At 40.2% G+C, this 23,093-nt stretch carries 27 protein-coding genes and 2 pseudogenes; 13 read left to right on the top strand and 16 right to left on the bottom strand.

The window, feature by feature from the left end; genetic code table 11:
* Positions 1-50 precede the first annotated feature (50 nt).
* The 8 genes from V7138_RS03240 to V7138_RS03205 form a co-directional block, all read right to left on the bottom strand.
* Positions 51-872 carry a carbohydrate ABC transporter permease gene (locus V7138_RS03240; RefSeq protein WP_335394225.1) on the bottom strand — a complete coding sequence of 274 codons (822 nt, stop codon included), beginning with the start codon at positions 870-872 and terminating at the stop codon, positions 51-53.
* Positions 872-1,849, bottom strand: a complete 978-nt coding sequence (locus V7138_RS03235; protein WP_335394223.1) for a carbohydrate ABC transporter permease — start codon at positions 1,847-1,849, stop codon at positions 872-874. Before V7138_RS03235 ends, V7138_RS03240 begins: the two co-directional genes overlap by 1 nt.
* Before the next feature lie 65 nt (positions 1,850-1,914).
* Positions 1,915-3,189 (bottom strand): ABC transporter substrate-binding protein, encoded by a 1,275-nt coding sequence (locus tag V7138_RS03230; protein WP_335394222.1) that lies wholly within the window; start codon positions 3,187-3,189, stop codon positions 1,915-1,917.
* Between the two features lie 156 nt (positions 3,190-3,345).
* Positions 3,346-4,179, bottom strand: coding sequence for a response regulator transcription factor (locus tag V7138_RS03225; protein WP_438824306.1), 834 nt, complete (start codon positions 4,177-4,179; stop codon positions 3,346-3,348).
* The gene (locus V7138_RS03220; RefSeq protein WP_335394220.1) at positions 4,172-5,641 is read right to left on the bottom strand and encodes a sensor histidine kinase; all 1,470 of its coding nucleotides are present in this window, start codon (positions 5,639-5,641) and stop codon (positions 4,172-4,174) included. Before V7138_RS03220 ends, V7138_RS03225 begins: the two co-directional genes overlap by 8 nt.
* Entirely contained in the window at positions 5,638-6,642 is a 1,005-nt protein-coding gene (locus tag V7138_RS03215; RefSeq protein WP_335394218.1) for a sugar-binding protein, read from the bottom strand. The genes V7138_RS03220 and V7138_RS03215 overlap by 4 nt, the downstream gene beginning before the upstream one ends.
* A gap of 106 nt (positions 6,643-6,748) precedes the next feature.
* Entirely contained in the window at positions 6,749-6,889 is a 141-nt protein-coding gene (locus V7138_RS03210; RefSeq protein ID WP_335394216.1) for a hypothetical protein, read from the bottom strand.
* A 16-nt stretch (positions 6,890-6,905) separates the two neighbouring features.
* On the bottom strand, positions 6,906-7,184 hold the full coding sequence (locus V7138_RS03205; RefSeq protein WP_335394214.1) for an alpha/beta-type small acid-soluble spore protein: 279 nt from the start codon (positions 7,182-7,184) through the stop codon (positions 6,906-6,908).
* A gap of 249 nt (positions 7,185-7,433) precedes the next feature.
* Here V7138_RS03205 and V7138_RS03200 point away from each other — a divergent pair, with 249 nt between their 5' ends.
* From V7138_RS03200 to V7138_RS03190, 3 genes are all read left to right on the top strand, one after another.
* Entirely contained in the window at positions 7,434-7,712 is a 279-nt protein-coding gene (locus V7138_RS03200) for an HU family DNA-binding protein (RefSeq protein ID WP_010677267.1), read from the top strand.
* Between the two features lie 166 nt (positions 7,713-7,878).
* Positions 7,879-8,091 (top strand): uracil-DNA glycosylase, encoded by a 213-nt coding sequence (locus V7138_RS03195; protein ID WP_335394212.1) that lies wholly within the window; start codon positions 7,879-7,881, stop codon positions 8,089-8,091.
* Positions 8,092-8,103: 12 nt separating this feature from the next.
* Positions 8,104-8,391: a YwdI family protein gene (locus V7138_RS03190; protein WP_335394210.1), complete on the top strand. Its 288-nt coding sequence runs from the start codon at positions 8,104-8,106 to the stop codon at positions 8,389-8,391.
* Between the two features lie 81 nt (positions 8,392-8,472).
* On the opposite strand, the gene V7138_RS03185 is transcribed toward V7138_RS03190, so the two are convergent.
* Genes V7138_RS03185 through pxpB form a run of 3 tightly spaced genes read right to left on the bottom strand, consistent with a single transcriptional unit; the run spans position 8,473 to position 10,872 of the window.
* Positions 8,473-9,399, bottom strand: coding sequence for a biotin-dependent carboxyltransferase family protein (locus tag V7138_RS03185; RefSeq protein WP_335394208.1), 927 nt, complete (start codon positions 9,397-9,399; stop codon positions 8,473-8,475).
* 5 nt (positions 9,400-9,404) lie between these two features.
* A complete protein-coding gene (locus tag V7138_RS03180; protein ID WP_335394206.1) occupies positions 9,405-10,163 on the bottom strand; it encodes a 5-oxoprolinase subunit PxpA in 759 nt (252 codons plus the stop codon).
* Positions 10,150-10,872 carry a 5-oxoprolinase subunit PxpB gene (gene pxpB, locus V7138_RS03175; protein WP_335394204.1) on the bottom strand — a complete coding sequence of 241 codons (723 nt, stop codon included), beginning with the start codon at positions 10,870-10,872 and terminating at the stop codon, positions 10,150-10,152. The genes V7138_RS03180 and pxpB overlap by 14 nt, the downstream gene beginning before the upstream one ends.
* 78 nt (positions 10,873-10,950) lie before the next feature.
* Here pxpB and V7138_RS03170 point away from each other — a divergent pair, with 78 nt between their 5' ends.
* Positions 10,951-11,322: a DUF423 domain-containing protein gene (locus tag V7138_RS03170; protein ID WP_335394202.1), complete on the top strand. Its 372-nt coding sequence runs from the start codon at positions 10,951-10,953 to the stop codon at positions 11,320-11,322.
* Between the two features lie 39 nt (positions 11,323-11,361).
* Here V7138_RS03170 and gerQ read toward each other — a convergent pair whose 3' ends face one another.
* The 3 genes and pseudogenes from gerQ to hemQ all read right to left on the bottom strand — a co-directional run bounded on the left by gerQ (position 11,362) and on the right by hemQ (position 13,007).
* The gene (gene gerQ / locus V7138_RS03165; RefSeq protein ID WP_335394200.1) at positions 11,362-11,847 is read right to left on the bottom strand and encodes a spore coat protein GerQ; all 486 of its coding nucleotides are present in this window, start codon (positions 11,845-11,847) and stop codon (positions 11,362-11,364) included.
* A 51-nt stretch (positions 11,848-11,898) separates the two neighbouring features.
* A pseudogene (locus tag V7138_RS03160) lies at positions 11,899-12,102 on the bottom strand (cell wall hydrolase); the annotation flags it as partial.
* Between the two features lie 152 nt (positions 12,103-12,254).
* On the bottom strand, positions 12,255-13,007 hold the full coding sequence (gene hemQ, locus V7138_RS03155; RefSeq protein ID WP_335394198.1) for a hydrogen peroxide-dependent heme synthase: 753 nt from the start codon (positions 13,005-13,007) through the stop codon (positions 12,255-12,257).
* 476 nt (positions 13,008-13,483) lie between these two features.
* Here hemQ and pta point away from each other — a divergent pair, with 476 nt between their 5' ends.
* Complete coding sequence (gene pta, locus V7138_RS03150; protein ID WP_335394196.1) at positions 13,484-14,455, top strand: phosphate acetyltransferase; 972 nt, start codon at positions 13,484-13,486, stop codon at positions 14,453-14,455.
* A 111-nt stretch (positions 14,456-14,566) separates the two neighbouring features.
* Here the strand turns inward: pta and V7138_RS03145 are convergent, their stop codons facing one another.
* Positions 14,567-14,995 (bottom strand): MarR family winged helix-turn-helix transcriptional regulator, encoded by a 429-nt coding sequence (locus tag V7138_RS03145; protein WP_335394195.1) that lies wholly within the window; start codon positions 14,993-14,995, stop codon positions 14,567-14,569.
* 142 nt (positions 14,996-15,137) lie between these two features.
* Between V7138_RS03145 and V7138_RS03140 the strand changes: the two genes are divergently transcribed.
* The 6 genes and pseudogenes from V7138_RS03140 (at position 15,138) to V7138_RS03115 (ending at position 20,325) form a co-directional block, all read left to right on the top strand.
* Positions 15,138-15,671: a CarD family transcriptional regulator gene (locus V7138_RS03140; protein ID WP_335394192.1), complete on the top strand. Its 534-nt coding sequence runs from the start codon at positions 15,138-15,140 to the stop codon at positions 15,669-15,671.
* Positions 15,672-15,694: 23 nt separating this feature from the next.
* A pseudogene (locus tag V7138_RS03135) lies at positions 15,695-15,817 on the top strand (hypothetical protein); the annotation flags it as partial.
* 123 nt (positions 15,818-15,940) lie between these two features.
* Complete coding sequence (locus tag V7138_RS03130) at positions 15,941-16,480, top strand: CarD family transcriptional regulator (protein ID WP_335394190.1); 540 nt, start codon at positions 15,941-15,943, stop codon at positions 16,478-16,480.
* An 81-nt stretch (positions 16,481-16,561) separates the two neighbouring features.
* On the top strand, positions 16,562-17,389 hold the full coding sequence (locus V7138_RS03125) for a lipoate--protein ligase family protein (RefSeq protein ID WP_335394188.1): 828 nt from the start codon (positions 16,562-16,564) through the stop codon (positions 17,387-17,389).
* Between the two features lie 320 nt (positions 17,390-17,709).
* Positions 17,710-18,729, top strand: a complete 1,020-nt coding sequence (locus V7138_RS03120) for an ABC transporter permease subunit (RefSeq protein WP_335394186.1) — start codon at positions 17,710-17,712, stop codon at positions 18,727-18,729.
* A gap of 15 nt (positions 18,730-18,744) precedes the next feature.
* Positions 18,745-20,325 (top strand): ABC transporter permease subunit, encoded by a 1,581-nt coding sequence (locus tag V7138_RS03115; RefSeq protein WP_335394184.1) that lies wholly within the window; start codon positions 18,745-18,747, stop codon positions 20,323-20,325.
* A gap of 52 nt (positions 20,326-20,377) precedes the next feature.
* Here the strand turns inward: V7138_RS03115 and V7138_RS03110 are convergent, their stop codons facing one another.
* Positions 20,378-21,070 carry an RsfA family transcriptional regulator gene (locus V7138_RS03110; protein ID WP_335394182.1) on the bottom strand — a complete coding sequence of 231 codons (693 nt, stop codon included), beginning with the start codon at positions 21,068-21,070 and terminating at the stop codon, positions 20,378-20,380.
* A 292-nt stretch (positions 21,071-21,362) separates the two neighbouring features.
* Here V7138_RS03110 and V7138_RS03105 point away from each other — a divergent pair, with 292 nt between their 5' ends.
* Both V7138_RS03105 and V7138_RS03100 read left to right on the top strand, forming a co-directional pair.
* Positions 21,363-21,590: a DUF1450 domain-containing protein gene (locus V7138_RS03105; protein WP_335394180.1), complete on the top strand. Its 228-nt coding sequence runs from the start codon at positions 21,363-21,365 to the stop codon at positions 21,588-21,590.
* 209 nt (positions 21,591-21,799) lie between these two features.
* On the top strand, positions 21,800-23,092 hold the full coding sequence (locus V7138_RS03100; RefSeq protein ID WP_335394179.1) for an HD domain-containing protein: 1,293 nt from the start codon (positions 21,800-21,802) through the stop codon (positions 23,090-23,092).
* Position 23,093: the final 1 nt, after the last annotated feature.

Here is a 23,093-nt window from a genome sequence, read left to right as displayed (position 1 = left end):
GTATGTATGGAGAAGCTTTGGGGAGTTTAGGTCTTTTTCTACTTTCAAGACTACCCCTTTACTGACCCTGCAAGAAGGCCACGGACAAAGTATTTGCCTAGGAAGATATAGACAAGTAAGGTTGGCAGAGCTGCAAGTAAGGCTCCAGCCATTTGCACATTCCATTGGACAATTTGACTGCCTGATAAGTTTTGTAAGGCGACCATGATTGGTTGTTGGTCTGATGTCGTAATTGTAACCGCAAATAAGAACTCATTCCAAATATTTGTGAATTGCCAAATGGCAACAACTACAAAGCCGGAAATCGAGAGAGGTACCATAATATATCTAAAAATTCGCAGGAAGCCGGCACCATCAATTTTTGCAGATTCAATCATTTCATCAGGAATGTTGGCATAAAAATTCCTGAACATGAGCGTGGTAATCGGAATCCCGTACACGACGTGCACAAAGACAAGACCTGTAATTGTGTTATAAAGTCCGACCTCACGCAGAAACTGAATCATTGGGATTAATATACTTTGGTATGGAATAAACATCCCGAATAAAATTAAGGTAAATAACGTATTTGCTCCTTTAAAACGCCATTTCGATAAGACATAACCGTTTAATGCGCCTAATAGGGCAGACAGCAAAGTCGCGGGTACAACTAAATAAATGGAATTAAGAAAGTTTGGGACAAGCTTTTCAAACGCGACTTGGTAGCTGCTAAAATCAAGTGTAGCGGGTAAAGTCCACATCTCGCTTAATGAGATTTGATCAAGTGGCTTAAGGCTTGTCACGATAATTACATAAATCGGCATTAAATAAAAAAGGCTGAGGCCAATTAAAACAAGGTATAGCAATGGTCGAGTGACTGTTTTAATCGTCATTAGGCTTCACCCTTTCTACTTGAAATTAAATACGGAACAATAAAAATAGCAACAGAAATGAGCATGATGATTGCAATAGCAGCCCCGTTTGCATAATAATTTCCGCGGAATGTTGTTTCAAACATGTACACTCCAGGTACGTCTGTCACAAAGTTTGCACCTGGTCCAGTCATCGCATAAATTAAATCAAATATTTTTAGGGAGATATGTGCCATAATAATCACGACACTGACTGTAATTGGACGAAGGATAGGAAGAATAATCTTCATGTAGATTTGAAACTCCTTCGCACCGTCCATACGTGCTGCTTCTCTCACTTCTTCAGGTATTCCGCGAAGCCCCGCAAGGTACATCGCAAGTGAGAATCCTGTCATTTGCCAGACCGCGGCAATGATGACAGCGATGATGGCGAAGGGTATTCCGAACTCAATTTTCCCCCAATTAAAGCCAAATAGGATCTCAGTATTGGTATACCATTTCGAATCAAGCCCGATTTTTTCTAAAAATAGGTTAACCCCAGTGGACGGGTTTAACAGCCATTGCCAGACGACTCCTGTTACAACAAAGGATAAGGCCATTGGAAAAAAGAAAATATTTCGGAAGATGGACTCCCCTTTTAATAAACTCTGGTCCAGTAAAATGGCTAAAAGCTGGCCGATTATGATTACTACCCCGATAAATAAGACGGTAAAGACCAGTGTGTTTCGCAAATCGGCTTGAAAACGGAAGTCTCCAAATAAGTAAAGATAGTTTTTCAGGCCAGCAAACGACATATCTGGAACAAGTGAATTCCAGTTACTAAGAGAAACGTATCCAGTCCATCCGATAAATCCATAAACAAAAATAGTAATTAAGAGAATAGAAGGCAAAAGGAAGGCGATTGCCAGTAATTGATCGGTATTGAAAATACGTTTCTTTTTAGGAAGGATTTCTGCTTGTTTTTGGGTGGTTTTTTTCGACGTTTTTGCTAGTTCCATAGATAATCCTCCTCCGCAATTTATAGTGAAAGAAGGGGTGAGAGAGCTCTCAACCCCTTCATACCTTATTTCAATTCAGCTCCAGCTGTAGTAAGTGAATCTATAAATTGATCGACATCCTGCTGCGTGACAAAGATATTAATTGCTTGGTTTACCTTAGTAAGGAAGCCTTCTGCAGCAGCAGAACCATGTGCTAAGCTTGGTGCGAGTTTCGCAGATTTGAAATCTTCAATGGTATCTTTTCCGTATTGATCATATTTCGATACATCAGAATCGACACGTGCAGGAATCGACCCTTTTAATGGGTTAAATGCATCCTGCCCCTCAGTCGAACCTAGTACAGATAAGAATTTCTTCACATCTTCAGCATTTGAGAGTCCCTTTGGTAATCCAAATGTATCTGTAATAACCATAAACATTCCATCTGTTTCAGGAGTTGGGATATACCCAAAATCCTCATTTACTGCAAGCTTTAGGTCGTTTACGAAGTAACCCTTCGCCCAGTCACCCATGACGTTCATAGCAGCTTCACCATCAGCCACTAATTGAGAAGCATCCTGCCAGTTGCGAGAGGCATGGTCTTCGTTAATATATCCAAGCATTTTCTTGTAAATTTCGGTAGCTTCCACAACTTTTGCATCATCAAAAGCTAATTCTCCAGTCCAAAGCTTTCCGTACCCGTCCGTACCAAGCACTCCTAATAGAACTGTTTCATAGAGGTGAGTAGCTGTCCAAGGCTCTTTATCCCCTAAGGCTAATGGTGTAATTCCTTTTGCTTTTAAAGCTTCCGCAACCTCGAAAAATTCGTCAAACGTTGTTGGTGCTTCAAGGCCATTTTCTTCAAATACATGCTTGTTGTACCAAAGCACGTTTCCACGATGAATATTTACTGGGACGGAATAGATTTCCCCGTCTTTACTAACCATGTCAATTAAATCCTGTGGGAATTTGTCATTCCAGCCTTCTGCTTCATATAGGTCGTTTAGCGGTTCCATTTTTCCAGCTGCCACCCAACCATCGTTAAGCTCAGCACCACCATGAACCTGGAATGTAGCCGGTGGATCGTCCCCTTGCATTCGGCTTGCAAGTACAGCCTTTGCGTTTGTTCCAGCCCCGCCTGCAACAGCAGCATTTTCAATTGGAACATCAGGATATTTTTCCTCAAACAAGGCGATTAAAGCCTTTAATCCATCTTCTTCACCAGCACCTGTCCACCAGCTGAAGATATCAAGCTTTGCTTTGTCTTCACCTTTTTCCTCTTTTGAACCTTGCTCAGAGCTACATGCTGCCAATGCAAGAACAAATACAAGAAATAGTGACAAAAGAAACCCTTTTTTCATGTAAAAATCCCCCTTATTTTTAATGGAAGCGTTAACAACCTTAATGTAACATGGATAAGGAGGAGGGGGAGAAACTACAATCTGCACTTTTTTGCGAATGCCTTCACTTTTTTGTTGTAAGAAAAAAATCAGCTTAGAGTTAAGCTGATTTTATGGCTAATTTATGGTTATACTTCGGTATTCTGACGGAGACATACCGGTGTATTTTTTAAATACCCTGCTAAAATAATTGGGGTCCTTGTAGCCAACAGAGTAGCAGATTTCCTTTAGGCTTTTACTTGGGTCATCCATTTCCCGTTTTGCCTGATTGACTCTAACGGTTGTGAGATAATCAATGAAAGTGACGCCCATTTTTTCTTTAAAAAGCTTACTAAAATGATACGGACTCAGTTCCACATATTCCGCAACATCCTCAAGTGTGAGCGATTCATAGTACCGCAAATCAATATAATTTTTGGCTTTTGATAATAGCTCATGAAGTTGATTGTTTTTCCAAAGCTCGGTTGAATGCGGATGATCCTTATTGATTGATGTGATTCCTTCCTTTTGGGCGAGAGCGAGCAATTCCTTCATGCGATTTTTGAGCTCAGATTGTGCTTCGGCCTGTCGTCTTTCTTCCTCAATCTCCTCTTGTACTCTACGAATCGCAGCTAAAATATCATCTTTTCGGCTAGGCTTTAAAATATATTCCTTCACACCCTGCTGCATCACTTCTTTTGCGTATTCAAACGTATTAAAGGCGGATACCATAATAAATTTAATGTCAGGATGTAATTGTTTAATTTGCTTAACAGCTTCCACTCCATCAATCCCAGGCATTTTAATATCCATTAGCATTATGTCTGGCTTGAGTTGTGTAGCCTTTTCAATGGCAATTCTTCCGTTTGGAGCCTCATCAATGACGTCAACATCTGGACATTCCTTCTGAATAATCTTTTTAATCGCCTTCCGTTCAAATAATTCATCATCGACAATAATGACCTTAATCATCAGCAGTCCCCCCTTTATCATCATAAGGAAGCAGAAGTCGAAACGTGGTTCCAACATCTTTAATGGATTCGATTTCGACAATGTCTATTCGTTTATAAAATAGCTGTAGTCTTTGAACGACATTTTTTACCCCAATCCCTGTTGAATGCCCAGTTGAATTTTCGAGTAAAACCAAATCCTCATGTGAAGTTCCTTCTGCCATTTGTCTAAGTTTGGTTAACGTAGGTTCATCCATCCCGGCCCCGTTATCTGAAATCTCCACACATATCCGGTCGTCCCTTTGACATACATTTAGCTTAATAATGCCGCCGTCCTCTTTCGATTCAATCCCATGAATAAATGCATTTTCAATGATGGGCTGCAGGGAGAGTGTCGGTATGTCAATGTGTAAGCAATCAGGGTCAACCTCGACTTTAAAATCAATCCGTTCGCCAAAGCGGGTACGTTGGATATAGAAGTACTCTTTGACAATCTTCACCTCAGTTAAGAGAGTAGAGGATTTATGTAAATCTCCTAAATTATAACGAAGCAACGCAGCGATCGCTTCGATTAACCGAGAAGTGTTTTCAGCCTCTTCCAAGTAAGCCATCTTTGATACTGTATTAAGTGTATTAAACAAGAAATGAGGATTAATTTGGTTTTGCAGGCTTTTTAACTCCAATTCCTTTAGTAATTTATCGAGCTCTGATTGTTGCTTAATTTCACTTACCAATTGACGGATGTTAAGCCTCATTTGATTAAAGGTATTTGTTAATAGTTTTAACTCATCCTTGGTTGTTACCTTGATTTCCTCACCGGAAAAGTTCCCTTCTGATATTTCAGCGGCTGCCTCCGATAATTGCCGAATTGGTTTTGTGATTCCTCCTGATAGCCAAAAGGCCAGGAGCAAACTCAATAATAGAGTTGAACTAAACAAAGACATTCCCATTAAACTAAAATAGCGATTCTGCTTTTCGATTTCTTTATAGAATAATTGATAATCAGTTAGTTCATTATTGACTAATGACAAGGTTGTCTCTTGAATAAAACCCGAAAATTTTGTAGCCTCATTAAGGTGTGACGAGTACCGGTTAATCTCTTTTTTTTGGAACATGCCAATCGTTAAATCGGAAGCCTCAATGTAACTACTTATCATATTTTTATAATTTGATAGAGTAATGGCGTTATTTTCATTCGATAGTCTACTGGTCAATTGCCCTTGATAGGTTATCAACTGTTTTCTCGCGCGATAATAATCTTTGAGGAAGGTGTCTTCTTCTTCAATGATATAGGATTGCATTTTTTCATGAACGAGAGTAACCTGTTGTGAAATATCATTCAATAACAGAAATTTTTCAAAGCTATCATCATACTCTGAAACAATTTTTTCACTGCTTTTATAAAACAAAAAAGCAACGGCATTTAACAGGATAAAGACAATCATAAAATAGAGAAGCAATTTCGTGCGAATTCGAATAATCATGATGGATCCATCCTTATAATACCCTTTGAATCAAGTGGCAGGTCTTGAGCCCGAATGACTCTAGTCTCCGTATGTACTGTATCTGGAACGTTTCGGCCCTCGATTAAATCAATCATCATTTGAACGGATCGGTACCCCATTTGATAAGGTTCCTGCATGATCGTAGCGTCGATTGTGCCTTTTTTCATATAATGAATCGTGTCTTCAATCGTATCAAATCCAATAATATAGATTTGGTCTTGCTTTTGATAATGTTCAACAACCTGGGCAATTCCGATACCATCCAAAGCGCTTGTTCCATAAAAGGCAGTGACTTCTGGATGCTCTTTAAGAATTTTATTCGCAGCTTCAGCAGCTCGAACCCTTGTGATATTTGATTCTTCTATCGCAATAATTTGAATCCCTTCCTCATTCTGAATGGCATCCTTAAAGCCTTGAACACGCAGTTGTTGATGGGAGGCGTAGAAATGTCCAGTAATGATCGCGACATTCGCTTTCCCGGCTGTATCTTGAATTAATGCCTTGCCTGCGATAAAACCTGAATAGTAATTATCAGTCCCAACATAAGAGAATCGCTTGCTTGTTACTGCATCGGTATCAACGGTCATCACCGGTATTCCTTTTTCAACAATTTGATTAATCAGTGGTGTAAATTGTTCTTCTTGAAGCCCTTGTGTCAAAATGCCGTCCACTCTAGAAGCAGCGGCCATTTCGAGCGTCTTAAGATGCTCTTCTGTATTTGCTTGTTTTGGGCCGGTATATTCAAGGGCCACATTTAAATGCTTGGCGGCATCTTTTGCACCATCCTCAACAAGTCGCCAATAATCATTATCAAGCTCCTGTGGAACAAGCACAAAATGATAGCGAGGCTCATTGGCAATGGCTGTTTTGGCTTTGCTACCAAAATGGAAAATTTGATAGGCATAAAAACAGGTAAGCGAAAAGGTAATGAGAAATAACAATGCCCCAATAACGTATAGGAATTTTGAAAGGGTAGACACGTTATGGATCCACCTCCTGGTTGAAAGCGTTTGTATCTCCCATTTTAGCGATAATTAGGTGGAGTGTAAAAGAAAAACTGCCCAACACGTTTTGGGCAGTAAAAGATTATTTGTCTTTTTCTCCAACTTCATTGCCTGTTGTATACTCATAGCTTGCTTCATAGCCGGATTCCCTTGCTTTTGGTCCTTTTGCCACCTTGTATTGGCTGTGATTGGCTTGGCCAACACGATACTTCTTTTTTGCCATTTTGAATTATGCCCCCTTACTGGCGTTTATTTAAGTTTTCCTGTGCCATACGGATCATTTCTTTTACCATGTTGCCACCAATGTTTCCGCCTACCTTGCCAGCCTGTTTGGAGGTAAGGTTACCGTTGTAATCATCATTTAACGGGATGCCTAAATCCCTAGCAACTTCGTATTTCACGTTATCAGGATTAGCTGGGTCTGTTTTATACCCTTGTTTTCTCATGACGTTCGCTTTAAGTTGGTCGAGTTCTTCTCTTGCCTCGGGAACAAGTGGACGACGTTTTCTTCGAGCCATTTTAAAATCTCCTTTCATTTTTTTATAGTATTTCCAAGTATAAAAACGAGAATTTCGGTAAAACTTGGTAGTAACAAATATTTTTTAAATTTTTTAAGGAAATTAGTTTGAAACGCTTGTTTTTTGGCTAATCTAGTGATGTAATAGCTTATACCACAAGTTTAATAGGATATTTTAGCCTAAAATCTTGCGAACCTATGAAAAAAGTGGTAAAAAGAATATGTGCTTATTTGGAGAGGAGATTGAAAAATGAACAAAACAGAACTAATCAGTGCAGTTGCTGAAAGTGCAGAACTATCTAAAAAGGATGCAACAAAAGCTGTAGACGCAGTATTTGAAGCAGTTCAAAATGCATTAAGCAGCGGAGATAAAGTACAATTAATCGGATTCGGTAACTTCGAAGTTCGTGAGCGTGCAGCTCGTAAAGGCCGCAACCCACAAACTGGTGAAGAAATTGAAATCGCAGCTAGCAAAGTACCTGCATTCAAACCAGGTAAAGCTCTTAAAGACGCAGTTGCTGGTAAATAATTTTACATAATTCCTGCGTAAATACCCCTCGGAGACGATCTGAGGGGTTTTTTATGTAATTAGCGTTGTCACTATCCCAATTACTAGATTTTCAAAATGTGAGTTTGACGCACCTCCTTCTCCGTGGGAAAATAGAGGTAACGATTTTTACAAAGGTAGTGAAGGGATGCAGAAGAGAGTCAATTGCTTAAAGTGCAAGCATTTTTATACGACATGGGACCCGAAGTTTCCTCGTGGCTGTCGTGCCTTTAATTTTAAGACACAAGCGATGCCTTCCATCACGGTATTTAGATCCTCTGGTGCACATTGTATGAAGTTTGAAGAAAAGCAGCTAAAGACGAAGCAACAGCCTTCCTGCAACGTAGATATTCGGGCATAGGAGTTGAAATTTGTGAATATATCACTAGGTAAGATTTTAGATAAAATGCAACAGGAATTACAGTCAGCAAAGAGTGAAGCAAGCGAACAAAAGGTAAGAGAGCGGTTAATGGCCATTCGAACCTTATGTGACCTTGTTTTGGATGAGGCGCCAACTGAGGTAAGACGCGTTGAGTCTATGCCAGTTCAGCCGTTGCCGCAGAGTGTGCAGCCAATTCAGACGATGCAGCCGACGACGATTCAAAACACAGCCAAATTAGAAGAAGATGATGCGAATGGGGACTCTCTATTTGATTTTTAAGTAGAGAGCCTCCTTTTTTTGAGTGAAGTTTTGGCTTTGTCCGATATCTAAGTATTGGGCAAAAAAATCCCCAAAGGGACATCACCTTTGGAGGGTCTGAAGAAATTTTTCTCTTTTTTTATACAGTTCATGGGCGGTTTCAATGCTGCATCGCTCAAACCGGATACTGCCACCGGGTGGCAGTTGGGCTATTTTATACATATCAACAGAAATGACGGTTGCAATTCGAGGATAGCCTCCGGTTGTTTGCCGATCCGCTAACAGGATAATAGGCTCTCCATTGCTTGGGACTTGAATCCCACCAAGCGGGATGGCGTCAGAGGCGATTTCAGCTTTGTCTCTATGCTGTAATGGTTGTGTCCCTTTTAACCGGTAGCCCATTCGATCGCCTTGCACAGCTTGATAACTTTCTTTGTAAAATTGTTCAATGGCGTCCTCTGTAAAATAATTTTCGTGTGGCCCTGGAATGGCACGGACGGTGATTTCTTTACTGAAAGTTGGAATAAGGTGGCGAGAAAGACCTGTGTTTTTTCGAGAAGTACAAGAGGTACCGTAAAGAATATCCCCATCTTTGATTTCCGTTCCGAGCTTTGCCTTACCGTAATATGATTTACTTCCGAGCACTTCTTCAGCCTTAAAACCACCGTCAACTGCTAAGTATGCGCGAGCTCCAGAGACTGGTTTACCAAACTGAATCATGTCCCCTTTTTTCACGATAAATGATTTCCATAAAGGCGCTTTGTTTCCGTTCACGGTCATGCTTAGGTCAGCACCGCAAACCGCGATTGCGATCGAGTTTGCTTCTACTTGTAATGTTGGTCCAAGCATGGTGATTTCAATTACTGCCTCACCTCTCGGATTCCCAACAAGGATATTTGCAAGCTGGCTTGAAAAAGTATCCATTGCCCCACTTGTAACAACACCGAATTGCTGGTAGCCATAACGACCTAAGTCTTGAAATGTTGTATAAAGCCCTTTTTTAATGACGGTAAAAAGTGGTTGTCTCATTTTGATCACCTGATTGCCTTAATTGTGATACCTTCATTGCTGAGTGCGTTACGTAAATCCTGTACAAATTGAAGGGCATGGATATTATCGCCATGAACGCAAATGGAGTCTGCTTTGATTGGAATGATGTCCCCAGTTGTCGTTTGGACGGTTTGTTCTTTCACCATTTGTAGGACTTGTTTGATGGCATCATCACTATTGTGAATGAGGGCGTCTGGCCTGGTCCTGGGGGTTAAGGTTCCATCAGATTGATAGGTTCGGTCGGCAAACACCTCTGAAACTGTTTTGAGTCCGACCTTTTCTCCTGCCTCTATTAGCTTGCTGCCGGCGAGCCCGTATAGCGCCAGTTGTGGTTCGAAATTAGCGATTGCCTTAGCGATTGCCTCAGCTAGATTCGCATCGACTGCAGCCATATTATAAAGGGCTCCATGTGGCTTTACGTGTCTGAGCTTGACATCCTGCACCTGGGAAAAGGCAGACAGGGCGCCAATTTGATAGAGAATAAGATCATAGACGTCAGCCGGTGTAACGGCCATAGCCCTCCTGCCGAACCCTACGAGGTCTTGAAATCCTGGATGGGCCCCAATGGAAACACCATATTTTTTCGCAAGCTGTACGGTTTGATTCATCACATGGGGGTCTCCTGCATGAAACCCACAAGCAATATTGGCGCTCGAAATATGGGATAGAACCTTTTCGTCATGCCCCATTTGATAGGCGCCAAAGCTTTCACCTAAATCACAATTTAGATCAATTGTTTTCAATTGTTTTCACCTCAATCTTATATCGATCTTCTTTTACGAGACTTTCAATTTCCTTATATTCTGTGACAGAAATGGGCATAAAACGCAAGTAATCCCCTGCTTTGAGTAAAAATGGATCTCGTTTATCTGGGGAAAAGAGGGGCACCGGGGTACGCCCAATAAGATTCCACCCTCCCGGTGATTCGAGCGGGTACACTCCTGTCTGGTCACCGCCGATGCCCACGGCCCCTTTAGGAACGATAAGTCTGGGATTGGAGAGGCGTGGTGTAGCAAGCTGCGATGGAAGCCCTTTTAAATATGGGAAGCCCGGTAAAAACCCGTTCATATAGACGAGATAGTCGACACTACTATGTAAAGAAATGACCTCTTCGGTTGATAGCCCAGACTTTCGAGCCACATTTTCAAGGTCATCTCCATCGTAACAGGTTGGTAATACGATTATCTCTTTTGGTGAGGCATTCTCCATTGCAGAATTGCCCCTACAAATCTCAGATACCTGCTCAGAAAGATTTTGATAGGAAGTAAGAACGGGATTATAGTAGATCGTGATGGATTGAAAAGCAGGGACAAGCTCGACGACGCCTTGTAATTTCATTTCTTCTATTTGTTTGGTAGTTTGTTGAATTTGGCGTTGCAACCCCTCAGATGCGGGGCTTTTATAAAAAACCTGCAAGGCCATGTCTCCGACAGGAATAATATCTAGGTCCATAACAAAAACACCTCTTACTACTATCTTATAATGAATATGATAAAATGAAATAGAATTTTCAAAAAGGATGGGACGAAAATGAAGCTATTTTTAATATTGGGAGCGATTAACGCATTTTTAGCGGTTGCGCTTGGTGCCTTTGGAGCGCATGGATTAGAAGGTAAGATAACGGAAAAATATTTAAAAACCTGGAATACAGCGGTTCAATATCAAATGTTTCATGCGATTGGCTTGTTTGTTGTGGCGTTTTTAGTGGACAAGTTTTCTCAGGTAAGTCTGATTACGACAGCCGGCTGGAGCTTGTTGGTAGGGATTATTTTATTCTCAGGAAGCTTGTACGTGTTAAGTGTATCTGGAATTAAAATCCTTGGTGCTATCACACCACTCGGTGGTGTTGCCTTTTTACTTGGCTGGGTTTTATTGATGGTCGCAGCAATCAAACATTTATAGCATGCAAAAAGGAGCGTCTTTTGGACACTCCTTTCTTTTTTAGCGTGGTGGATAAGATACTAGGCCTTGGCCTCCGCCGCCAAATGGGTATTGATACTCGATTTCTTCGTCAAAAGTAATGTATTGTAAGTAGACCATTAACAATAAGTAGCGCATGCCTGTTTGTGGGTCGCTTAAAATAAGATGGTCACGACCAGCAGCTTCTATAGCTCCTTTGAATACCTTTTGTTGATTGGTGTTATCAAAGCCCATGTAAACAGTCGCAAGCTTTCCTTTGTTCAGACGAAGAATGTTTTCAATATAGGATTCTTCTAGTGGAAGCATACCCGGTACATTTTGCGCGACACCACCAGTAGGAAATTGTGTTGTCATTGGCGGCACCTGCAAGCCTCCTTGTTGTTGCTGGGACGGATAGCCATACCCGAATTGGCTTGGATCCATGTACCCTCCATATTGGCCATAGCTTTGAGGGTTAAACCCGTAAGCAGCATATGGATTTTGCATTTGTTGATTGTCTTTACTCAATGTAAGCCCTCCTCAGATTATGTTTGTTCTCTTTCTAAAAGGCGAATTGCCTTAGAATACGTCAGGACAATCCTCCCGTGTAGGCTGGTAGAAGCAGTGTGCTTTAAACCTTCCTACGTTCCACTGGTTATACCATTGTGCCGGACAGTTTCCTTCTGGTTCAAAAAACCATAAAGAAAACCTGGCAGGGTGAAATCTTTCCCCTTTTAGTACCCTTCGTGCAAGTGCAATCTCAGTTGGTCGAGCTGCCTGGTATTGTTAAGGTGAAAAATAGGTGTCTACTTTTTGGGATATGTTATTAGACTTTTGGTGGATATATTTTTGAAGATTCATCATTGAATTGTATGAGCGGGGAAAAAGGATTATGAATATGGATGAAAAAAAAGAGAGGAAAGCTCCTCTCTTTTTTAGTTAATATGCAAAAATTGTGGAATTTTTTCTTCAGTTAAAATGTTACCAACGAAGAATGCTCCAAATTCACCGTAACGAGCACTTGCCTCATCAAAGCGCATTTCATATACGAGCTTTTTAAATTGAAGCACATCGTCTGAGAAGAGGGTTACCCCCCACTCGTAATCATCAAAGCCGACTGAACCTGTAATGATTTGTTTTACGAGTCCAGCATATTGACGACCGATTAGGCCGTGGCTGCGCATAAGTTCCCTACGCTCTTCCATAGAAAGCATGTACCAGTTGTCATTGCCTTCACGACGCTTGTCCATTGGATAGAAACACGCATATTTGTTCTTTGGTAGGATTGGGTATAAGCGTCCGCGAACATAAGGATTTTGATATGGATCCTCATTGCTTTCGCCTGCCAAATAGTTACTTAACTCAACAACAGACACATATGAGTATGTAGGAATTGTATATTCAGCCAGCGTTGTTTTGTTGAATTCGTTTTCGATTTCATTCAATTCTTCCATGGTTGGACGAAGAATCATCATCATGAAATCAGCTTTTTGACCAACAATCGTGTATAAGGCATGACTTCCTTGGTTTTCGCTTTGTGTCTTATTCCATTTCTCTACTAAACCAAGAAATTCTTGAATTGCTGCTTGGCGCTCATCACTTGAAAGAGTTTTCCAGGATGTCCAATCGATCGAGCGGAAATCATGAAGGCAATACCAGCCATCTAGCGTTTGTGCTGCTTCAGCCATAACTATTCACTCCTTGTTTTTTATAGAATATGTATTCACCAATACTATATCACAGTTTTCCCTATAGCTAACTTAGTAAACTCCGAACAATTTTGTGAACATAAGGGAGTGTGAGTAATTTGTCAGGTTGTTGGGAAAATTGAAGATAGTGTCATAATACTGTCACAGGATTCCTAAGGCTTTTTGGTTTTCATTTTGTGAAAAAAGCCGTATTCTTATGGTTGGCAGTTTTAACTTTATTCAGTTGGGGTTCAACCCCTACTGAATAAAGTTAAAGCCTCCGGCGGATGCCACGATTTTTCAATGGAAGTTTTTCGAGGCTAAGACCAAAGACTAAATACGCCACATCCTGTGGCAAGTCTTTGTGACCCACTTCAGGTGGGCCTAAAAAAATCGGGCGGCAAATCCGCCAAGGCGCATTTGATTGGGGTATAATGCCCATTACATAAAATGCATTAGATTTAGGAGGAAGAATAGTGAGCGATTTATTTACTCAATTAAAAGAAAAGGTATCTGGGAAGAACATGAAAATTGTATTTCCAGAAGGACTAGATGAGCGTATTTTAACAGCTGTAAGCCGTTTAGCAAGTGACAAGGTATTAGTGCCAGTTGTCATTGGTGAAAAAGCAGCGGTTGAACAAAAGGCAAATGAACTTGGCGTTTCACTTGATGGCGTGGAAATTTATGATGCGAATACATACCCTGAATTCGAACAACTTGTTGCTGCATTTGTTGAAAGACGCAAAGGAAAAGCAACTGAAGAGGATGCTCGAAAAATCCTTAAGGATGAAAATTACTTCGGAACCATGCTTGTCTACACTGGGAAAGCACACGGGCTTGTAAGTGGTGCAGCACATTCTACTGCAGATACCGTTCGCCCTGCTCTTCAAATTATTAAAACAAAGCAAGGTGTGAAGAAAACATCAGGTGTGTTCATCATGGTCCGTGAGGATGAGAAATATGTATTCGCTGATTGTGCAATCAATATTACACCTGACAGCCAAGATTTAGCAGAAATCGCAATCGAAAGTGCAAATACAGCAGATATGTTCGATATTGAACCAAGAGTGGCAATGCTAAGCTTCTCAACGAAGGGATCTGCGAAGTCTCCTGAAACAGAAAAAGTTGTCGAGGCCGTTAAGATTGCAAAAGAAATGAACCCAACGTTAGTATTGGACGGAGAATTCCAATTTGATGCGGCATTTGTTCCATCAGTAGCTAAGAAAAAAGCACCAGATTCCATAATCAAGGGTGATGCGAATGTATTTGTGTTCCCAAGCCTTGAAGCCGGAAATATTGGGTACAAAATTGCACAACGCCTTGGAAACTTTGAAGCGGTAGGACCGATTTTACAGGGCTTAAATCAGCCAGTAAACGATCTTTCACGCGGATGCAATGAAGAAGACGTATATAAGCTTGCTTTAATTACAGCAGCTCAAGCGTTGTAAGGATGAGAGTATAAGGAATAGCCATGTCGGGGACATGGCTATTTTTTATGGGGTATCTTTTGGAGCTAGTGACAGTAAATCGTCAATAATCGAATTTTTAATACCAAACTCTCATATTCCCCAATCCAGTTTTAATACATTTTTAAGATGTTCGATTTGCTCTTCCCCTATTTTTTCTATAAGTTGCTTTTCAATCTTCGCTTTAAGTGCCTCATTTTTCTCGTAGCATTCTTCACCAAGTGGTGTGAGTTCAATCCATTTTTCCTTTTTATTGTGTTCGACATCCATGACGTTGACGAGGCCTTTTGCCTTGAGGTTTTTGATGAATTTATGAGTAGCTTGTCTTGTAATGTCTACATTCTTTGATACATATGCAATTGTTGGTTTCTTTTTATAAATTCTCGACATAATGTACCATTCGGAGTTCGAAATGGCAATGTCGCTCGTCTCATTCCATAATTTTTCGGCAATCCCTCGAAGCTGACCATGCCTTTCACTTAAAAGGTCAATTAAATCTAAATGTTGAAGTACAGGATCCATTTCGTCCACTCCCGTTTTTATAATCGCACCTACTATACAAAAAATTATCACCATTGTCAACTAAGTTGACAAAAAGAAAAATAAAAAGTAAACTAAATATTGTAAACTAGGTTGACAATCAGTGGGATGGGGGTAGTGAGGAATGTTTAAAGTTGGGGATTTGGTTGTCTATTCATCGCTCGGTATTTGTAAAATTAAAGATATTTGTGAAGAAACATATTCGGGTGTTACACGAAAGTATTATATTTTGCATCCAATCGAGGATCACAACTTAATAATTCGTAATCCAGTTGATAATGATAAAGTCCTGATGGTGGGGATCATTGACCGTCAAGATGCCAAAGACATGTTAGAATCCTTTAAACGTCCGGGAATTGCTTGGATCGAGAAAGGAAATGAACGAACAAGAGAATATAACGAGATTGTGATGTCGGGTGATCGGAAGGATATCGCTGGGATCGTGAATACATTAATGTGTAGAAAGTATGAGGTAGAAATGACTGATAAGAAATTAGGAGACCCTGACCGAAGACTTCTTCTACATATTCAACAAATATTGTACAAAGAGTTAGCCATTGCATTGGATACTACGTTTGAGGATATAGCCAAAGAGGTAGAAAGAACCGTTAACCATAAAATTGAACTCTTATTAACTGAAATGGCAACTGAAAAGTAAAAGAATAATGAGGTGTAACGGGGATAAGTTTGCAGGATGCATTTGATGCAAATGAAACCTTTGAAATGCTGATGGGCGATAAGGTAGAACCGCGTCGTCGCTTTATAGAAGAAAATGCACAATATGTGAAAAACCTTGATGTGTAAATCGGGTGAAGCAACATATGCACATTCCGGCTCAAACGTCAACTAAGTTGACATTTTTTGAGAAATGGAGTATGATTAGTATAGTCAACTAAGTTGACAATCCATTGAATAGGAGCATGATACATGTTTAATATTGGGGATCTGGTGATTTATTCAAACATGGGGATTTGTCGAATAGATGATATATGTGAGAAAACATATTCTGGGATTACTCGAAAATATTATATAATGAGCCCAATTGAGGATAGCACTTTGACGATTCAAAACCCAGTAGACAATGATCGTATTCTTATGAAGGGGATCATTGGTAAAAGTGAGTCAGAAGAAATATTGGACTCATTCAAGCTGCCGGGAGTTCAGTGGATTGACAATGGTTCGGAACGCCATAAAAAATATTCTGAAATAGTTTCTTCTGGAGACAGAAAAGAAATTTCAGGTGTGTTAAATACAATCATGAGTAAAAAATATGAATTTGAATTGATCGATAAGAAATTATCTGAACATGATCGCCGACTTCTTCTTCATATTCAAAAAATACTCTTTAAAGAATTAGCGATTACGTTAGATACCTCGGTGAAGGCCATCGAAAAAAAGATCAATCAAATGATTGCCTACAAAATGAGCAAAGCCTCCCATTACGAGGTAGCCAATTTCGTTAATTAAAGGTAAAATAGGGAATGTTAAAACCAGGCTTTGCCTGGTTTTTTGGGTTCAATTGTAATTTATTTATTAGGAGTATGTCTTATGACGGAAAGTCTTTTACACCAGCCGAGCTGGCGGATTATCGATCAATCTAGTCTAGGCTATCAATTTGATGCATTACAATCATTTGCGATAGATGATACGCTTTGTGCGTTTGTAGGAAAAGGAGAATCACCAGCTACTGCACGTTCTTGGGTTCATCATCAAACCATTGTACTTGGAATTCAAGATACAAAGTTGCCTTTTTTAGATGAAGGAATAGAACTCCTTCAGTCAATGGGCTATCGTGTGATTGTACGGAATTCGGGTGGACTAGCTGTTGTTCTTGATGAGGGAGTACTCAATATTTCACTCATATTTCCTGAAACGGAAAAAGGCATTGATATTAATCGAGGCTATGACACGATGCTTGAATTGATTCGAAAAATGCTTGATGGCTATGAAGTGGATATCGTGGCCCGTGAGATTGTCGGATCGTATTGTCCAGGAAGCTATGATTTAAGTATAGCTGGAAAAAAGTTTGCCGGGATATCCCAGCGTCGCCTTCGTAATGGCGTTGCCGTGCAAATCTATTTAGGTGTGACCGGAAGTGGCTCGGAGCGAGCGGAGATCATTCGCCGATTTTACGAGGCAGGACTGCAGGGAGCAGAGACGAAATTTGTCTATCCGAATGTGATGCCGGAAACAATGGCATCCTTGGCGGAATTGATCGATCCAAACATCACTGTTCAAACTGTCATGCTCTTGCTACTTCAAACACTGCAAAAAGAAAGTGAGCATATCTTCGCATCCCAGCTTTCAGCAGACGAAATGCCGCTATTTGAACAAAATTTTTTACGAGTGCTTAATCGAAATGAAAAGGCATTATAAGGATCAAGGAACCGTTGGACGGTTCTCTTGGTCCTTTTTTTATGAGGAATATGGGAGATGGACGTGATTGCTTGATACTTTTGTCTTTGAGTAGGTGTCTCAGAGACAAATACATAAATAGTACCAAGAATATGTTTTCGAGAACAAGTCTTATAAAAAACAGGTCTATGATGGTGTGCCGCCGCTTATTTAACTTTGAAACCTTTCCTCTAATTCTTTCGTCTTATATTATGGGTATTTTCTGAAAATAACATATATGGTAGTCTATAGGTATGTATTCCTATTTTTTACAATTGGCAGTCTGGTAAGGGGGGATTTGGTTGCTTAGAAGATTAAGAGTATTTAGTGGGCGGGATCTTATTTCGATTCTTTATTTTGGTCTTGTTGTTCTTGGCATTGCCTATTTTTTAGGAAATGGGGATGTGGCAAAGTTTTTCTCCACAATAAAAACAATGCTACCTGTTTCCGAAAGCTGGAACACAATCAAGCAGTTTATCAGCAATCTGCAAACCGACGGAAGTCTTGGTGCAACAAAAAATAAGGAGGCGTACGAAGGAATTGTCCTTGAATATTTCCCGCGAAGTTTATCAGTAATTGCTACCGCCTTTTTGTTAGCGATTACTTTAGGGATCGCTAAGGGGATTTTTGATTATCGAAATCGCTATACATACTTAAATTTTTTAGGAACAGGGGTAACCTCCATCCTCAATTCTTTACCGGATTTTTTTATGATTATTGTGTTACAATGGGTCATTTTGATTCACTTTAATTTTATTGACTTTTTCGGTCATGACCAGTGGTTTAACTTCATTTTGCCGGGATTTCTCGTATCCCTATATCCGATGATGTATTTTGCCAGAATCACGTTCACAGCCCTTGCCAATGAAGATGGAGAGATGTATATCCAATATGCACGTGCGAAAGGTTTGACGCAGAGGTTTGTCATCCATAAGCATATCCTAAAAAAATGCTTGCGCTCAATCTTACAGCATATTGGTGTTGTCATGACGTATGTCGTTTCAAATCTATTAATTGTGGAGTGGCTAATGGAATATAAGGGTGCTGCTTGGCGGATGATGGTATCGATTAAACGACTGGATTTAACGAAACCTGAGAATCAGCCATTTCGACAATTTCCAGAAATTGGGCTAATCGTAGAGATTTCGCTCTGCTTTGTCTTGCTTCTATTAATCACCCAAATCGTTAGTGTGATTTGGCAAAACAGGTACGAAGTAGAGAAGCGTAATATTTGGACTACAATCACAAAAGTGATTTTACAATATGCTTTTATTTGGATTTTTGTGCTTTTTATTATCTCGTACTTAAAGGCAGGATACTAGGGAGGAGGGGTGCTTATGAAAAATTGGTCGCTTTGGGCAGGTTTAGTACTATTCGGTCTCATGTTATTTATTAGCCTTGTTGGACCACAGCTTTCGTTTGTTGAGCACACTCCTCCTGAGCATAGAATGAGATTTTACGATGGAGGCGAAATTGGAAGAGCACCATTCCCGCCTTCAAAGGAAGACCTTCTCGGAACAGACCGTGAAGCCCGAGACATCTTAAGTATGATTATTCTAGGAGCAAAAGACACGCTGAAAATTATCGTGTTAATTACATTAATTCGCTACATTATTGCAATACCAATGGCCTTTTTGGCCTCCACGAAAAAAGGAATAGCTTATATGGTGTCCAATGGTTGGTACTCTATGTTTGGAAGTATCCCTACGATTTTTGCGGCGATTTTACTATTGGAAATTTTCCAGGTGGATGGTCTTGAAAACGGTGTGTATTGGAAGGTCATGTTAATAGCGCTCATCGAAGTCGGAAGGGTTAGCTATATTTTTGCTCATCAGATATATGAGGTCTCTCAAAAAGAGTTTGTCCAAGCGAGTGTGACGGTGGGGAGTACGCCGTTTCAATTATCAGTGATGCACTATCTGCCATCCGTTGCTCAAAGTTTGGTCGTCAACTTTTTTAATGATTTGGGCCGGGTTACTTTACTAGTAGGACAGCTTGCATTATTCCAGTACTTTATCGAGCATGCGATTGACTATATTCCTGGTGGTGGGGTTTTTCATGACGAAGCTGGATATAATTCTGCAACTGGAGTGTTTGACTGGCCAGCCTTATTGTCGGCAGCACGATATGAGGTTATGAAAGCTGTGTGGATTCCGTTATTCCCTGCGATAGCCCTTACGTTACTCCTCCTAACATTCCAATTACTAAGTGAAGGGTTCAGGAAGGTGTTTGAAAGACAGATGTCTAGCGGGAAAAATAGGGTTGTGTACCGAATGGCTGAACGAGTAAGCGAGGCGTTCGTTGCAAGTAGAATGGTAGGGGGAGTGACACTAGTCGTGCTTGCGGTAGCAATAAGCGCTATTTTAGTAAAGGATACTATGAATACTTCAACCGAAGCAGATGCACCAGCTGAGGAAGAATTAGGAGTAGTAGAGGAAGAGGAAATCAATGAAGATGACCCATTTGGTGATGGGAGGTATACCTATTACAATAAAAAACTTGAGGCAACGACTATAGCGACCACAGCAAAAGGCGGGTATTATGATAAGCTGGAATTCCTCGAGTCCCAAATGGAGAAGAAAACAGATCGAGACTATGAGACCGATACCTTAACGTTGAAGTGCAGGACAATAGGAACGGGAAGATGTGAGAAACCAATCATCACATTTAAAGAACCAGTTCCAACAGTGGAGGAAGCCTATCAGTTAATCCTCGACCATTTGCCAACTGATGCTACGGTAAAAAATGAATCGCAGAAAAATGAGAGTGAATACATTTATAATGTAACAAGTTCAATGTTGAAAAACAGCTATCATTGGATACATACTGACCCTATGTTGGGTGAATTAGCAGTTATCATGCACATGACACCAGAAAAAACAGTTGAACAAATCGAAATTGATACCGGCTACCGATAAAAAATAAAACCCCTGAACTGTCTGGTAACAAACAGTCAGGGGTTCCTCTAATTTATTCCGCCATTTTTTCCAAATTCCCGTTACGGTCCATTTTAAAGGTAGTGGCTGGGCGCTCTTCGTCTTCAAATAAGACAAGTTTTCGGGCACGGTTCATGATCTTCATCAATGTTTCGTAGTCCTCTTGAATGTTCACTGCGCTTTGTTCAAGCTGTGCAATTTTCTTTTCGAGTTCTTCATTTTTACGAAGTATCTCATTCTTTTCTTTTTTCAATCTCTCATTCTCGGATTTCAGTGCTTCAATTCCGAGATTTGTGTTGCCCATGGATTGAAGGTAGGAAATCACTGAATCCATCGTCAATGTTGGTCTAGCAGTAGAGTATTGTGGCGTCTTCACTTCTTGACGAACACTAGTAGATTCAGATGGAAATAGCGGGAACTCATCCGCAAATTCTTCGAGACTTGGAGTTGGTGGTGTATACAATAGCTGCTTTTTCACCGGTTGATTCTTACCTAGTGCACGCTGGCGTTGTTTCCGATGTTTTTTCGCAAGCTGCAGGTCCTTCTCATAACTGTGGCGGACAACTGCGTTCCAGCGGAATCCGCATGCTGCTGACGTACGATTTAATCTGTCACCAACCTCTTCAAATGCATTCAATTGAGTACTTCCTTCTCTCACATGTTTCAGTACAGTTTCAGCTAATAAAAGATCATTTTCCTCTGTCCAAGCGTCTTGTCTTTCCTTCATTTTCATTCATCTCCCAATATATACGTTAATAGTTGCGTTAGGTTATTACATATATTGGTCAATTGTTTCGAACTTTATACCAAAAACATAAAAGGATAATAGACTTATTTATTTTAAAATCGCAAACTCGTACTTGTGGAGATTTTTTGAAACTTGTTTCGTTCCCTTGCAAATACTATAGGGGAAGAGTAAAATACCGTGTAGTGAAATGAATTAGCTATCGGCATATTAACCATGACCGGTCAACATATTGAACGAATTTGAATTACATGATGAAGGGATTGTACGCAAAATGGCAAACGAATTTCGTATTTGTGATGATTGCCAGGCAACGACTATTCAAACCTTAGTGCCACGTCTAAAAGAAGTTGATGGAGAGGCAACAATTGACATTCGCTGCCAATCATACTGTGGACCAGGCAGAAAAAAATCATTCGCATTTGTCAACAACCGTCCAGTATCAGCTCCAACAGAAGATGAATTAATCGATAAGATTAAAAAGAAGCTAAAAATGGACTAATATCGCCTTTCTCACCTAAGAGAAAAGGTGATTTTTTATGCTCTTCAAGCAGGAGTTTCCAAACTCTTCCTCGAAACTTTCATTCATGTCGAAAAATTTTCCAGCCCTTGATATACTTGGCTAAAGCCGATTTATGGAGAATTTTAGGTTTTTTTGTCAAAGATAAATAGATATAATAATAGCATGCCAGTATGGAAGAGGTTGAATACATGACAAATTCCAATGGGAAATTAAGTGAAGAAAAGGTTTTTAAAGACCCTGTACATAGCTACGTACATGTTCAGGATCGAGTGATTTGGGAACTCGTTGCAACGTCGGAGTTTCAAAGACTACGTCGAATTCGCCAATTAGGAACAACTTATTTTACTTTTCATGGGGCGGAGCATAGTCGTTTCAACCACTCATTAGGTGTATATGAAATTGTCCGAAGAATTATTGATGATGTGTTTCGTGAAAAACCATTGTTAACCGAAGAAGAACGCCTATTAGCCTTAAGTGCAGCACTTCTGCATGACCTTGGCCACGGACCATTTTCACATTCATTTGAGAAAGTATTCCATTATGATCATGAAGAATTTACACAAGCAATTATCGTTGGAGACACGGAGGTAAATCGAGTCCTTAAGCAAGTTGGAGATGATTTTCCGAAAAAAGTGGCCGAAGTGATTGCAAAAACATATAAAAATAAATTAGTTGTGAGTCTGATCTCCAGTCAAATTGATGCAGACCGTATGGATTACTTATTGCGTGACGCGTATTATACGGGCGTTAGTTACGGAAATTTTGACATGGAGCGAATATTGCGTGTCATGAGACCACGTGAAGATCAGGTTGTCTTTAAAAGCAGCGGGATGCATGCGGTTGAAGATTACATCATGAGTCGATACCAAATGTATTGGCAGATCTATTTTCACCCAGTTACACGGAGTGCAGAGGTCATTTTATCAAAGATTCTCCATCGCGCGAAACAGCTGTATAAGGAAAACTACGAATTTCAAACGGCCCCTGTCCATTTTATTTCCATTTTTGAAGATACGTTAACATTAAAGGATTATGTGAAGCTAGATGAAGGCATTATTTCCTTCTATTTTCAAGCTTGGCAGGATGAAGATGATGCGATATTAAGTGATTTATGTCGTCGTTTTCTTAATCGCAATCTGTTTAAATATGTGGAGTTTGATCCAAGTACACAAATGATGAAGATGATGGAGCTAAAAACGCTGTTTGAGGATGCGGGGATTGACCCAAGATATTATTTAGTGGTCGATTCATCGTCTGATTTGCCATATGATTTTTACCGGCCAGGTGAGGAAGAGGAACGACTTCCGATTAATCTATTGATGCCAAATGGCGAGATTCGCGAATTATCAAGGCAGTCTGAAATTGTAGATGCCATTTCCGGTAAAAGGCGAACCGACCATAAGCTTTATTTTCCACAAGATATGATTGAAAAACTACCAGATAAAGTCAAACACAATATAAAAGAAGTACTAGGTATATAAG

Source organism: Bacillus sp. JJ1533, assembly GCF_036965045.1.
Lineage (GTDB): Bacteria > Bacillota > Bacilli > Bacillales > Bacillaceae_L > Ferdinandcohnia.
Note: the sequence above shows the minus strand (reverse complement) of the source record. Positions and strands in the feature narration are given on the sequence as shown.

Coding starts and splice junctions, on each gene's coding strand:
- V7138_RS03240 (WP_335394225.1), bottom strand. CDS start 872: ATGACGATTAAAACAGTCACTCGACCATTGCTATACCTTGTTTTAATT.
- V7138_RS03235 (WP_335394223.1), bottom strand. CDS start 1,849: ATGGAACTAGCAAAAACGTCGAAAAAAACCACCCAAAAACAAGCAGAA.
- V7138_RS03230 (WP_335394222.1), bottom strand. CDS start 3,189: ATGAAAAAAGGGTTTCTTTTGTCACTATTTCTTGTATTTGTTCTTGCA.
- V7138_RS03225 (WP_438824306.1), bottom strand. CDS start 4,179: ATGATTAAGGTCATTATTGTCGATGATGAATTATTTGAACGGAAGGCG.
- V7138_RS03220 (WP_335394220.1), bottom strand. CDS start 5,641: ATGATTATTCGAATTCGCACGAAATTGCTTCTCTATTTTATGATTGTC.
- V7138_RS03210 (WP_335394216.1), bottom strand. CDS start 6,889: ATGGCAAAAAAGAAGTATCGTGTTGGCCAAGCCAATCACAGCCAATAC.
- V7138_RS03205 (WP_335394214.1), bottom strand. CDS start 7,184: ATGGCTCGAAGAAAACGTCGTCCACTTGTTCCCGAGGCAAGAGAAGAA.
- V7138_RS03200 (WP_010677267.1), top strand. CDS start 7,434: ATGAACAAAACAGAACTAATCAGTGCAGTTGCTGAAAGTGCAGAACTA.
- V7138_RS03195 (WP_335394212.1), top strand. CDS start 7,879: ATGCAGAAGAGAGTCAATTGCTTAAAGTGCAAGCATTTTTATACGACA.
- V7138_RS03185 (WP_335394208.1), bottom strand. CDS start 9,399: ATGAGACAACCACTTTTTACCGTCATTAAAAAAGGGCTTTATACAACA.
- pxpB (WP_335394204.1), bottom strand. CDS start 10,872: ATGGACCTAGATATTATTCCTGTCGGAGACATGGCCTTGCAGGTTTTT.
- V7138_RS03170 (WP_335394202.1), top strand. CDS start 10,951: ATGAAGCTATTTTTAATATTGGGAGCGATTAACGCATTTTTAGCGGTT.
- hemQ (WP_335394198.1), bottom strand. CDS start 13,007: ATGGCTGAAGCAGCACAAACGCTAGATGGCTGGTATTGCCTTCATGAT.
- V7138_RS03145 (WP_335394195.1), bottom strand. CDS start 14,995: ATGGATCCTGTACTTCAACATTTAGATTTAATTGACCTTTTAAGTGAA.
- V7138_RS03140 (WP_335394192.1), top strand. CDS start 15,138: ATGTTTAAAGTTGGGGATTTGGTTGTCTATTCATCGCTCGGTATTTGT.
- V7138_RS03130 (WP_335394190.1), top strand. CDS start 15,941: ATGTTTAATATTGGGGATCTGGTGATTTATTCAAACATGGGGATTTGT.
- V7138_RS03125 (WP_335394188.1), top strand. CDS start 16,562: ATGACGGAAAGTCTTTTACACCAGCCGAGCTGGCGGATTATCGATCAA.
- V7138_RS03115 (WP_335394184.1), top strand. CDS start 18,745: ATGAAAAATTGGTCGCTTTGGGCAGGTTTAGTACTATTCGGTCTCATG.
- V7138_RS03110 (WP_335394182.1), bottom strand. CDS start 21,070: ATGAAGGAAAGACAAGACGCTTGGACAGAGGAAAATGATCTTTTATTA.
- V7138_RS03105 (WP_335394180.1), top strand. CDS start 21,363: ATGGCAAACGAATTTCGTATTTGTGATGATTGCCAGGCAACGACTATT.
- V7138_RS03100 (WP_335394179.1), top strand. CDS start 21,800: ATGACAAATTCCAATGGGAAATTAAGTGAAGAAAAGGTTTTTAAAGAC.